This is a genomic window from Glycomyces niveus, assembly GCF_017592475.1.
Lineage (GTDB): Bacteria > Actinomycetota > Actinomycetes > Mycobacteriales > Micromonosporaceae > Glycomyces > Glycomyces niveus.
Genome location: NZ_JAGFNP010000002.1, coordinates 330,861 through 343,048, shown reverse-complemented (window position 1 = coordinate 343,048; position 12,188 = coordinate 330,861). Strand labels below are relative to the sequence as shown.

At 70.3% G+C, this 12,188-nt stretch carries 10 protein-coding genes; 4 read left to right on the top strand and 6 right to left on the bottom strand.

The window, feature by feature from the left end:
- Positions 1–190 precede the first annotated feature (190 nt).
- The 5 genes from J5V16_RS04525 to J5V16_RS04505 form a co-directional block, all read right to left on the bottom strand.
- Complete coding sequence (locus tag J5V16_RS04525; RefSeq protein ID WP_208494866.1) at positions 191–1,243, bottom strand: LacI family DNA-binding transcriptional regulator; 1,053 nt, start codon at positions 1,241–1,243, stop codon at positions 191–193.
- A 148-nt stretch (positions 1,244–1,391) separates the two neighbouring features.
- A complete protein-coding gene (locus J5V16_RS04520; RefSeq protein ID WP_208494865.1) occupies positions 1,392–2,513 on the bottom strand; it encodes a glycoside hydrolase family 53 protein in 1,122 nt (373 codons plus the stop codon).
- 4 nt (positions 2,514–2,517) lie between these two features.
- A complete protein-coding gene (locus tag J5V16_RS04515) occupies positions 2,518–3,414 on the bottom strand; it encodes a sugar ABC transporter permease (RefSeq protein ID WP_208494864.1) in 897 nt (298 codons plus the stop codon).
- 2 nt (positions 3,415–3,416) lie between these two features.
- The gene (locus tag J5V16_RS04510; RefSeq protein ID WP_208494863.1) at positions 3,417–4,790 is read right to left on the bottom strand and encodes a carbohydrate ABC transporter permease; all 1,374 of its coding nucleotides are present in this window, start codon (positions 4,788–4,790) and stop codon (positions 3,417–3,419) included.
- Positions 4,791–4,811: 21 nt separating this feature from the next.
- Positions 4,812–6,161, bottom strand: a complete 1,350-nt coding sequence (locus J5V16_RS04505) for an extracellular solute-binding protein (RefSeq protein ID WP_208494862.1) — start codon at positions 6,159–6,161, stop codon at positions 4,812–4,814.
- Between the two features lie 277 nt (positions 6,162–6,438).
- Here J5V16_RS04505 and J5V16_RS04500 point away from each other — a divergent pair, with 277 nt between their 5' ends.
- The 3 genes from J5V16_RS04500 (at position 6,439) to J5V16_RS04490 (ending at position 10,827) form a co-directional block, all read left to right on the top strand.
- Positions 6,439–8,418, top strand: a complete 1,980-nt coding sequence (locus tag J5V16_RS04500) for a beta-galactosidase (protein WP_208494861.1) — start codon at positions 6,439–6,441, stop codon at positions 8,416–8,418.
- Between the two features lie 69 nt (positions 8,419–8,487).
- On the top strand, positions 8,488–9,603 hold the full coding sequence (locus J5V16_RS04495) for a glycoside hydrolase family 53 protein (protein ID WP_208494860.1): 1,116 nt from the start codon (positions 8,488–8,490) through the stop codon (positions 9,601–9,603).
- Positions 9,604–9,693: 90 nt separating this feature from the next.
- A complete protein-coding gene (locus tag J5V16_RS04490) occupies positions 9,694–10,827 on the top strand; it encodes a glycoside hydrolase family 53 protein (RefSeq protein ID WP_208494859.1) in 1,134 nt (377 codons plus the stop codon).
- Positions 10,828–10,934: 107 nt separating this feature from the next.
- Here the strand turns inward: J5V16_RS04490 and J5V16_RS04485 are convergent, their stop codons facing one another.
- Positions 10,935–11,306: a DoxX family protein gene (locus J5V16_RS04485; protein ID WP_208494858.1), complete on the bottom strand. Its 372-nt coding sequence runs from the start codon at positions 11,304–11,306 to the stop codon at positions 10,935–10,937.
- A gap of 120 nt (positions 11,307–11,426) precedes the next feature.
- On the opposite strand from J5V16_RS04485, the gene J5V16_RS04480 reads away from it, so the two are divergent.
- Positions 11,427–12,101, top strand: coding sequence for a TetR/AcrR family transcriptional regulator (locus J5V16_RS04480; protein ID WP_208494857.1), 675 nt, complete (start codon positions 11,427–11,429; stop codon positions 12,099–12,101).
- Positions 12,102–12,188 lie beyond the last annotated feature (87 nt).

The following is a 12,188-nucleotide window of genomic DNA, read 5'->3' as shown; positions in this document are numbered from 1 at the left end:
TGCCCTCTGTTCGGATCGCGAACGCCCGCAGTGCATTTCAGTACCAAGGTGGACAAAGGCTGCGACCGCCTTGCGAGCAGGGCGGGAATGCGAAAGGCCGCGCGTTTGCCGCGCGGCCGTCGTTACGTCGTATCGCGTCTCAGGAATGGTCGTTCGTCGAGCACCCTCGATTTTCAGGCGCTGTCGTCGATCAGGCGCTGTCGCGGATGATGAGCTCGGTCGGCAGGATCACCGGTTCGACCGCTTCGTCCTCGAGGAGGGCGAGGAGGAGGCGGACCGTCTCCTCGGCGACCTTCGCGAGCGGCTGGCGGACCGTGGTCAGGGCCGGGCGGGTGGCCGAGGCGATCGCCGAGTCGTCGAAGCCGCCGACGGCGACGTCCTCGGGGACGCGGCGGCCGGCCGCGTGCAGCGCCTGCAGGGCGCCCGCGGCCATGAGGTCGGAGGCGACGAAGACCGCGTCGAGGTCGGGCACGTTCGCCAGGAGGCGGCGCATGGCCTCCTCGCCGCCCGCCTGCGTGTAGTCGCTGTGCGCGACCATCTGCTTCCCGGCCTTGCGGCCGAGGACGCTCGTGAAGCCCTCCAGGCGCAGCGAGCCGCCGGGCGTGTCGAGCGGGCCGGTGATCATGCCGATCTTCCGGCGCCCCTGCTCGACCAGGTACTCGGCCATGGCACGGGCGCCGCCGCGCTCGTCGGCCGCGGCGTAGGGGATGACGGATTCGCGGCCGAGGACCGCGCCGAGCGCCACGGCGGGCACGCCGGACCGCTCGATCTCGTCGAGCAGCGGGTCCCCCGCGTGGGTGGAGATGAGCAGCGCCCCGTCGGCGTGGCCGCCGCGCAGGTAGCGGGCCACCCGGTCGCGGCCGCCGTCGTCGCCCGCGATCATGAGCACCAGCGACATGTCGCGGTCGGCGAGCTGGTTGGTGGCCACGCGCATGAGCACCGAGAAGTTCGGGTCCTCGAACAGGCGCTCCTGCGGCTCGGAGAGCACCATGACGATCGATCCCGTGCGGCTGGTCTTCAGGCTCCGCGCCGCCCGGTTCACGACGTACCCGGTCTCGGCGACCGCGCGCCGCACCGCCGCCTCCGCGGACAGAGAGACGTTCGCCTTGCCGTTGAGGACGCGGGAGACCGTGCCGCGCGAGACGCCCGAGGCCTCGGCCACGTCGTGGATCGTCGGTCGTTTCCGGTTCAAGATGCTCAGCTCTCCCTTGTGTCTCACTCGATTATCACCCGCCCCGGCCATCGGCCCGGGCCGAGGCCCCGCCCGCGGCCGGATCGGACGGGGTGCGGAGCGGCCGCCCAAGGGGACGGCGGCCGCTCGGCCGCTTCCGCGCGTCAGGTCCGAGCGGACGCGCCGCAGCGGTGTCGTCGCAACCGTGTCATCGCACTCGTCACCCGCCGCCGAGCGCCCGCAGGGACGGCAGCGCGTTCCCGTCGAAGTCGAACAGCGCCTGGTTGGCCCACGAGCTGCCGGACTCGTCGACCACGTCGTCGCCGTACTCCATCCCGGCCCGCGAGGCCCAGGTGGTGCCGTCGACCGGGAGCCACGCCGGCTCCCAGTAGACGATCCCGAGGCCGCGCCCGTCGGGTACGCCGTCCACAGTGGCGTACAGGTCGCGCAGGTACGCGGCCTGGCCCTCCGGCGAGGCCGGGTAGCCGCCCGCCGCCGCCAGCTCCGGCTTGAACACCTGGTGGTGCCCGGCCGGGGACGCGCCCGTCCACGCGTACGCGGTCTCGACCACCACGAGGTCCCGGCCGTAGCGCTCGGCGAGGTCGTTCAGGTTGGCGCCCAGGTCTTTCAGGGTGCCGTGCCAGTACGGGTAGTAGGACAGGCCGATCACGTCGAAGTCGAGGGCGCGCGCCACCGCCTGGTCGAACCAGCCGCGGTACAGCTCGTTCGCGCCCCCGAAGTCGAGGTGGATCATCACCCGCGCCCCGCCCGCTTCGCGCACGGCCGCGGCCCCGGCGGCGAGGAGGCCCGCGAGCCGGTCGAACGCGGCCGGGTCCTCGCGCTCGAAGCGGCGCTCGGGATCGATGAACTTCGGCGTCCGCCCCTCGGGCCAGAGCATCCCGTTCGTGATCTCGTTGCCGACCTGCACCATGTCCGGCGACGCGTCCGCCGCCGCGAGCGCGGCGAGCACGTCGGAGGTCCAGTCGTGCACGCGCGCTTCGAGGTCGGCGCCCTTGAGGCCGCGCCACGCCTTGGGCGTGGACTGCTTCTTCGGGTCCGTCCAGAAGTCCGAGTAGTGCAGGTCGAGCAGCACCCTGTGGCCCGCGGCGCTGGCGCGGCGGGCCAGCGCGATCGTGGTCGCCAGGTCGTTCGTGCCGCCCATGTAGGGCTCGCCGGCCTCGTCGCGCGGGTCCACCCACAGGCGCAGGCGGATCCAGTTGACGCCGTGGGCGGCGAGGAGTTCGAAGAGGTCGTGCGCGGTGCCTTCGGAGCGGAAGACCGCGCCCCGCTGCTCGATCTCGGCGGTCATCGAGACGTCGGCGCCGCGGATGGGGGCCGTCATCGCTTTACCCCTTCTCCGCGCCGGCGCTCGCGCCGGTGACCAGGTAGCGCTGCAGCACGATGTAGAGGATGGTGATCGGCAGGGCGAGCACCACCGCGCCGGCGGCGAACGTGGTGTAGGAGTTGGCATACTCGGAGCTGATCATGTTGAACAGGCCGAGGGCCACGGTCTGCTTCTCCGCGCTCTGCAGCACCAGGCGGGGCAGGATGAAGTCCATCCACGGCAGCGTGAACTGCGTGATCGCCACGAAGGTGAGCATGGGGCGCATGAGCGGGAGGATGATCCGCGCGAAGATCGTCAGGCGCCCGGCGCCGTCGATCGCGGCGGCCTCGTCGAGGCTCGCGGGGAGGTTGTCCGTGTAGCCCTTCATGAGCCAGATGTTGTACGGCAGGGCGCCCGCGATGCTCACGAGGGCGAGGCCGGTGAGCGAGTCGAGCAGGCCGAAGTTCAGGAAGAGCATGTACACGGCGATGGCGGCGAGGAAGGCCGGGAACATCTGCAGGATGAGGATGCTCAGCAGGCCGGCTTTGCGGCCCTTGAACTTGACGCGGGAGAACACGTACCCGCAGATCGCGGCGAGCACGACCGAGCCGACCATGTTGAACACGGCGACATAGAGCGAGTTGAGGTACCAGCGGCCGTAGTCGGTCTCGGTGAACAGGTCCGCGTAGTGGTCGATGGTGGCCTCGGAGGGGAACGGCGAGACTTCGCCGAGTCCGTCGCCGGGGCTGAGGGAGGCGCCGACGACCCACAGGAGCGGGAAGACGACGACGGCGGCCACGACGAGGAGCTCGAGGTGGATGAGGACCGTGGTGAGGCCCTCGCCGCGGGGGGCCTTGCGGCGGTGCGGCGTGGTGGCGGTCCCGCTCGGGGCGGGGCGTTCGGCGGTCTTGGCGGTCATGGTCAGAGCTCCCGGATCGCCTTGGAGCGGTTGAGGTTCCACACGGAGATGGTGCCGACGATGAGGAAGATGAAGAGGCTCATCACCGCGCCGATGTTGTACAGCTGGGTCTCGAAGGTGAGCTTGAACAGCCAGGTGACGAGCAGGTCGGTGCTGCCCGCGAAGCGGTAGTCGGCGTTGTCGGGCCCGCCTTCGGTGAGGAAGTAGACCACGCCGAAGTTGTTGAAGCTGGACACGAACGAGAGGATGAGCAGCGGCGCGACGGTCTTGTGGACCACCGGCAGGGTGATGTGCCGCAGCTGCTGGAAGGCGCTGGCGCCGTCCATGCGGGCGGCCTCGTAGTAGCTGGCGTCGATGTTGGTGAGGACGCCGCCGACGAGGGCCATGAAGAACGGGAACGTGAGCCACAGGTTGATGAGGAGCACCACGGCGCGGGCGAGGTTCGGGTTGGAGGCGTCGGTGAACCAGTAGATGCGCTCGTCGGTGAGGCCGACGTCGACGAGCCACTGGCTGATGGGGCCGAACTGGCCGTTGAACATGGAGCGGAAGACCAGGGCCGAGACGATGGCGGGGACGGCCCAGGGCAGCAGGAAGATCGAGCGCCACACGCGCGGGAACCTGACCTTCTTGTTGGCGAGGAGCACGGCCTGGAAGAAGCCGAGCGCGTAGGAGGCGACGGTGGTGAGGAGCGCGAACACGAATGTCCAGGTGAGGACGCCGAGGAAGGTGTCGGTCCAGGCGGAGCCGGAGAGGATCGCGCCGAAGTTGTCGAAGCCCACCCATTCGACGAGGTTCTTGGGGGGCAGGTTGTCGCGGTTGTAGTTGGTGAACGCGACGAGGATGACGAACAGGACCGGGAGCACGGACATGAACACGACGAGCACGAGGCCCGGGGAGAGCATGATGTACGCGAACGCGCTGTCCCACAGGCGCCTGTAGTAGGCCGCGGAGGATTCGCGGGCGCCGCCCAGGTTGAGCGCGGCGCGGTAGGCGGCGGCGTCGCGGACGCCCCAGATCCAGACGACCGCCAGGAGGGCGAGGACGAGCAGCGCGATGAGCCCGCTGGCGAGGAGGGTGACGGAGTTGTCCCCTTCGGTGAGCCCGGTGAGGGTCATCTGCCGCGACTGGGTGCCGAGGGTGAACAGGCCCCACAGTCCCTTGACGAAGAAGCCGCCGTTGCTCCGCGGCGTGAACTCCATTCCGGCGTAGTAGTTGCCGGAGGCGATCTCCCAGCCGACCAGGCCTGCGAAGAACGCGAAGAAGAAGGCGGCCTTGCCCGCCTGGCGGTTGATCAGCTGGCCGGCCCCCCACACCAGTGCCGAGGCGAGGCCCGGCACCAGTGCGGGGAGCTTGCCGCTCTGAGCGTTGTTGCCCATCGTGTGGCTCGTCCTAGGGTCCTAGAGCCCGTGCAGCTCGTTGTAGGTGTCGACGGCCTTGGTCTGGGCGTCGGCGGCGGAGCTCAGCGAGTCCCACACGTCCACGGCGAGGGTGTTGCCGACCTCCCAGAAGTACTCGGGGACCTGCGGGATGAGGTCGGCCTGGGCGGACTGCTCGACGATGCCGGCGACGTGCGGGTCCTCGGAGAGGCCTTCGATGCCCGCGAGCAGGTCGGCGTTGAGGGCCGGGATCTGGCCGGTGATGGCGTACAGGGCGGCGGCGCCGGCGTCGGAGGCCAGGAAGTTGGCGAAGACGCGGGCGGCGGCCGGGTACTTCGTGTAGCCGGAGACGACGGCGATGTGCATGCCGGCGAAGGAGCTGGCGGGGGCGCCGCCTTCGACGCTGGGCAGGACCGTGACGCCGTACTCGAAGCCGTTGGCCTCGGCGCCGGCGTCGGAGTCGGCGAAGGCCCAGGGGCCGTTGATCGCGTAAGGGGTCTTGCCGGCGGCGAACTCCTGGCGGATGTTCTCCTCGGTGGCGTCGGCGGCGGGGACGTCGAAGACCTCGCGCAGGCCCGCGTAGTACTCGAGGGCGGCGACGAGCTTCGGGTCGTCGAAGTTCGGCTTGGCCGGGTCGAGGTCGGGGTAGAGCTGCCAGCCGGTCGCCGAGAGGATCGAGTAGGCGTGGTAGATCTCGCCGGGCGTCCACTGGACGGTCCACCGGTTCTCGGCCGCGTCGTTGTACTCGGCGGCGAGGGCCTTGATCTCCTCCCAGGTGGCGGCCGGGACGTCGGAGCCGGTGAGCTCCTTGAGGAGGGTCTTGTTGTAGAACAGCGCGATCGACTCGGTGGTGATGGGGACGGCGTGCATGGAGCCGTCCTCGCCGCCGGAGACGACGCCGGTGAAGGTCTCGCTCATGCGGCCCTTGAGCACGGTCTCGTACTCGCCGAGGGGGGCGGCCACGCCCTGGTCGATGGCGCGGGCGAGCTGGTCGTAGAAGGACAGGTAGACGTCCGCACCCTTGCCGGCCTCGCCGGCGGTGGTCATCTTCTCGACGGCGTCGTTCTGGGGGACGAGTTCGTACTCGACCTTCACGCCCTTGAACTGCGCGGTGAACGCGGCGATCATCGCCTCGGCGACGGTGTCGGTCTCGAACCAGACCTTGAGGGCGGCCTTGCCGGAGGCGACGTCCTCCTCCATCACGTACTGCTGGGCGTCGGCGTCCCACTCGAGGCCGCCGCTCTGGGTGTTCTCGTCTTCCTCGGGGCCGCCGCAGGCGGCGAGGGCACCGGCCGCGGCCACGCCGCCGCCGAGGGCGAGGAGGTTGCGGCGGTTCATGGAGGGTCCCGCGTGAGCACCGTTGCTGCGCATGTCAAGTCCTTGTCTCGGTGAGTGGTGGGGCCCGCTGCGGCGCTGGGGCGTATGAGTCGCGCCACCGGGCTGTGAACGTTTACACGAATCTAGCGACTCATCACCCACTTAGCAACCAAGTAATGCGCCTAATGTCGGCTTTTAGAGCAAAGATTCTTCATGAAACGATCACAATTTTGAAACGACCATCGACAGAACCTCAGGTTGCGTCATTGCCGCATGTCGAGTACTGTGCACGTTCACAGGCATTGATGCAAGGAACCTCACAGGAGACACGGTGCAGACCATTCGCTACGGAGGCGACTACAACCCCGAACAGTGGCCCGAGGAGGTCTGGCACGAGGACGTCCGCCTCATGCGCGAGGCGGGAGTGAACCTCGTCAGCCTCGGCATCTTCAACTGGGGCCTCATCGAACCCGCCCCCGGCGAATACGATTGGACCGGCCTGGACAAGGTCGTCGACCTGCTGCACGGCAACGGCATCGGCGTCGACCTCGGCACCCCCACCGCCGCCCCGCCCTCGTGGCTGCGCCGCGCCCACCCCGAGATCCGCCTCGTCGACTTCGAGGGCCGCGCCATGGCCGCGGGCTCGCGCCACGGCGTGTGCCCCTCGCACCCGGTCTACAGCGACGCGTGCGCGTCCATCGTGGAGCAGCTGGCGGCCCGCTACGGCACGCACCCCGCCGTCGAGATGTGGCACCTGCACAATGAGTACGGCTGGGCCAACGTCCAGTGCTACTGCGAGGTCTCCGCCGCCCACTTCCGCCGCTGGCTCGCCGACAGGTACGGCGACGTGGACGCCCTCAACGAGGCCTGGGGCACCGCCTTCTGGGGTCTGACCTACCGCGACTTCGACCAGGTCGAGGCCCCCGCGATCGCCCCGCCCGGCGTCAACCCCGCCCTGCGGCTCGACTGGATGCGCTTCTCCAACGACGCGCACATCGCCAACTACAAGCTCCAGCGCGACATCATCGCCCGGTACTCGCAGGCCCCCGCGACCACGAACTTCATGGTGCCCAACTGCAAGGACATGGACTACTTCCGCTGGGCCGAGCACGTGGACGTCGTCTCCAACAACCACTACCTCATCGCCGAGCGCGAGGAGCACGAGATCGAGCTCGCCATGAGCGCCGACCTCACCCGCGCCGTCGCCGGCGGCCCGTGGATGATCATGGAGCACTCCACCTCCGCGGTGAACTGGCAGCCGCGCAACATCGCCAAGACCCCCGGCGAACTGCGCCGCAACTCCCTCTCGCACGTGGCGCGCGGCGCCGACGGCCTCATGTTCTTCCAGTGGCGGGCCTCCCGCGCCGGGTCCGAGAAGTTCCACTCCGCGATGCTCCCCCACGGCGGCACCGACACCCAGGTGTGGCGCGACGTGGTGGCCCTCGGCCGCGATCTCGGGAAGATCGCCGGCGTGGTCGGCGCGGACGTGCACGCCGACGTCGCGGTCCTGTGGGACTGGGAGTCCTGGTGGGCGCTCGAACTCGAATGGCGCCCTTCGGTGGAGCTCGAGTTCCGCGAGCGCGTGGAGGCCTACTACGGGTCGCTGTGGAAGCAGCACGTCACCGTCGACTTCGCCCACCCCGAGGCCGACCTCGGCCGCTACAAGGCCGTGATCGCGCCCTCCTCGTACCTGCTCACCGCCGCGGCGGCGAAGAACCTGCAGGGGTACGTCGAAGGCGGCGGCCACCTGCTCGTCTCCTACTTCTCGGGGATCGTCGACGAGCACGACGCCGTCCACCCCGGCGCGCACGCCTCCGTGCTGCGGGCGACCCTCGGCCTGTGGGTCGAGGAGTTCCACCCCGTCCACGAGGGCGCCCGGCTCGCCCTCACCTCCCTGGCGCCGGGCTCGGCCTCCGGCCCGGTCGGCCGCATCTGGTCCGAGCACGTGCGCCTCGACGGCGCCGAAGTCTTGGCGGCCTTCGCGGACGGGCCCGACGCGGGCCGCCCCGCGATCACCCGCAACCGCGTCGGCGCGGGCACCGCCTGGTACGCCGCGACCGCGCTCGACGACGCGACCGGCCTGCGCGAGCTCCTCGCTGAAGTGCTCGACACGGCCGGAGTCGAACGGCCGCAGGGCCTCCCGGACGGGCTCGAAGCGGTCCGCCGCGGCCCCTTGAGTTTCCTGATCAACCACACCGGTCAGGACCAGCACGTCCCGGACCTCCGGGGCACCGACGCCCTCACCGGCGCCGCCTACGAGAGCGGCGTCCCGGTACCCGCCGGAGAGGTCGTCATCCTCGCGCACTCCTAGCGCCCGAGGCGGCCCCGCACGGGGCCGCCACCCCCCAAGCAAGACCCACCTCTGAAGGACGTGATCGCAATGAAGCGAAGGACAGCCCTCACGACCGCCGTCGCGGCCCTCACCGCGCCGGCCCTGGCGCTCGGGGCCGCCGAGTCCGCCCAGGCCCAGACCGCGTTCGCGCGCGGCGCCGACATCTCCAGCCTCGCCAAGTCCGAAGCCAAGGGCGGCGTGTACATGTGGGCCGACGGCTGGAAGGAGGACGCGATCTGGATCCTCCAGAAGAGCGGCGTCAACTGGATCCGCCTCAAGGTCTGGGTCAACCCCGCCGACGGCTACAACAACAAGACCCACGTCGTGAACGTCGCCAAGCGCGCCCGCGCCGCCGGGATGAACGTCCTCGTCGACTTCCACTACACCGACACCTGGGCCGACCCGGGCGCGCAGACCAAGCCCGCGGCCTGGGCGGACTACAGCGTCGCGCAGCTCAAGACCGCGGTCTACAACCACACCGCGGACGTGTTGGGCGCCATGGTCGCCGCGGGCGCGGCCCCGCAGATGGTGCAGGTCGGCAACGAGCTCAACGGCGGGATGCTGTGGCCCACCGGCCGCTACGACCAGCTCGACAACCTCGCGCAGTTCCTCATCTCCGGCGCGAACGCCGTGCGCGCGACCGTGCCGGCCGCGAAGGTCATGCTGCACCTCGCCGAGGGCGGCAACAACTCGGTGTTCCGCTGGTTCTTCGACGAGATGAAGGCCCGCGGCGTCACCTGGGACGCCATCGGCGCCTCTTACTACCCGTACTGGCACGGCTCCCTGGCCGGACTCCAGTCCAACCTCAACGACATGGCCTCGCGGTACGGCAAGCCCGTCTACGTGGTCGAGACCGCGTACCCGTTCAACCCCGGCGACCGCGACGGGTTCGGCAACATCATCAGCGCCGCGACCCCGGTCGCGGGCTACCCGGCCAGCTACACCGGCCAGTCGAACATGCTCACCGCGATCGCGAACGTCGTGAAGGCGGTGCCGAACGGCCGGGGCGCGGGCGTGTTCTGGTGGGAGGCCACCTGGACCGCCGTCGCGGGCAACGGCTGGGACCCCTACGACCCGAACAGCAAGAACGGCTGGGAGAACCAAGCCCTGTTCGACTTCGCGTGGAAAGCGGCTCCGGCGCTGAAGACCCTCGGCACCCTGTAAGCACTCCCCCTTCGGCGGCCGGACCCCGCACCGCACTCGGCGGTCCGGCCCGCCTCCCCTGAATCCCCCTCTGTCGAAGGAGTACTCCACATGAGACGCAGAACCGCGATCGCCGCCGCCGGTGCGGCCGCCGTCGGGGCCGCCGCCGCGACCGCGACCACCGCGGCGTTCGCCGGAGGCCGCCCCCGGCCGTCAGGCACCGGCTTCGTCCGCGGCGCCGACATCTCCGGCCTGATCAAGAACGAGGACTTCGGCGCGGTCTACCGCCGCGCCGACGGCCGCCGGGGCGACGCGATCAAGATCCTCGCCGAGAGCGGCCTCAACTGCATCCGCGCCAAGGTCTGGGTCGACCCCGCCGACGGCTACAACACCAAGACGCAGGTCGTCGAGCTCGGCCGGCGCGCCAAGAAGGCCGGAATGGACCTCCTGGTCGACTTCCACTACTCGGACACGTGGGCCGACCCGGGCAAGCAGTACAAGCCCGCGGCCTGGGAGGGCCTGAGCTTCGCCGACCTCAAGACCGCGGTGTACGAGCACACCGCGGACGTGCTCGGCGCGTTGAAGAGCGCCGGCGTCAAGCCCGGGCTCGTCCAGGTCGGCAACGAGACCAACGGCGGGTTCATCTGGCCCGACGGGCGCTGGGACCAGCTCGAGCAGATGGCCGGGCTGCTGACGGCCGGCTGCGACGCCGTCGCCGACGTCCTCCCCGGGGCGCAGAAGATCCTGCACCTCGCCGAGGGCGGCAACAGCGGCGCGTTCCAGTGGTTCTTCGACAACGCGGTGGCCAACGGCGTGCCGTTCGACGCCATCGGCGCCTCGTTCTACCCGTACTGGCACGGCGAGCTCTCCGGACTCGCGGCGAACCTCGACGATCTCGCGACCCGGTACGGCAAGCCGCTGTACGTGGTCGAGACCGCGTACCCGTTCACCACCGAGGACTCGGACGGGTTCGGGAACATCATGACCGACCCCGAGCCGGTGCCCGGGTACCCGTCGAGCCCGGAGCACCAGTCGTACTGGATCGAGGCGATCGCGGACGTCGTCAAGGCCGTCCCGAACGGGCTCGGCAAGGGCCTGTTCTGGTGGGAGGCCACCTGGACCGCCGTCGCGGGCGCCGGCTGGGACCCGGCCGACCCGTCCAGCGGCAACGGCTGGGAGAACCAGGCGCTGTTCGACTTCGACGACAGGGCGCTCCCCGGCCTGCGGACGCTCGGCGGCCTGTAGACACCCCTGCGAGGACGGCCGCGCCGTCCGGTCCGAAGCAGCCCACCGGGTCGAGACCGGGAGGCGGAGGACCGGGCGGCACGGCCTTCGCCGTCCGCGGAGCCGGGTTAGAAGGCGTAGGGGCCGAAGCGGCCCCAGGCGACGACGGCGGCGAGGGCGAGGAACACGGCGTTTACGCCGATGGACCGGTACTCGCCCTTGCGGAGGTGGTAGGCCCCGGCAAGGACCATGATCACGCCGAGGCCGACGGCGGCGAGCGGGGTGAGGATCACCGCGATGCCGGTGAGGGCGGGCAGGACGAGGCCGAAGGCGGCGGCGATCTGCGACACGCCGACGAGTTTGACCGTCCCGAGCGGGAAGTCGTCGACCCACGGCATGTTCGGGGCGAGCTTTGCTTTCGGCTGGGTGGCCTTCATGACGCCGGCGGCGAGGAAGGCGGCGGCCAGCAGGCCTTGCAGGATCCAGAGGAACACGTTCACGGGGGCGGATCTCCTTGGGCAATGATGGGGCCGCCCCGTAAGTGGAGCGGCCTATCCGTTAATCGACGCCAGTGTAACAACACAAGTGGATAGGTCATTCCACTTGGTTAGGATGTCGGGATGGAACCGAGCTCAGAGAGCGGCGTGTGCAAGCGGGTGCGGCGGCTGCGCAGCGACGCCGAGCAGAACCGCGACCGGATCATCGAGGCCGCGCGCCAGGTCTACCGGCGCGAGGGGCTGAACGCCTCGATGGCGGGCATCGCGCGGGCCGCCGGGGTCGGTATCGCGACGCTCTTCCGCCGGTTCCCCACCCGCATGGACCTGATCGCGGCGGTGTTCGAAGATGCGATGCGGCAGTGCCGCGACGGCGCGGTGGCCGCGCGCGACGCGGAGAGCGCCTGGGAGGGGTTCCGGGGCTACGTCGAGACCCTGTGCGCCCTGCAGGCGTCGAACCGCGGGTTCGCCGAGGTACTGACCATGAACTACGGGTCGGCGAAGGGCATGGAACGCCAGCGCCAAGAGGCGTACGAGGCGTTCACGGACCTGATCCGGCGGGCGAAGCGGGAGGGGCGGCTGCGCGAGGACTTCTCCCCCGACGACCTGCCGATCCTGTTGATGGCCAACGCGGGCGTGCTCAATGCGACGGGCGACGCGGCGCCGGAGGCGTCGCGGCGGCTGGTGGGCCACCTGCTGCGGGCGTTCTCGGAGAGCGGGTCGGAGCCGCTGCCGCCCGCGCCGACGCCGAAGGCGCTGATCCGCGGCATGGCGCGCCAGCGCCGTGCGGGTGGCGCCTAGGCGGACGGTGCCATGTGACCGGTGATATGTCACATGCCGCCGCGTCCGCTCGGGCGCGCCCCCACGGCGGTTCGGCCGGTCCCCGCC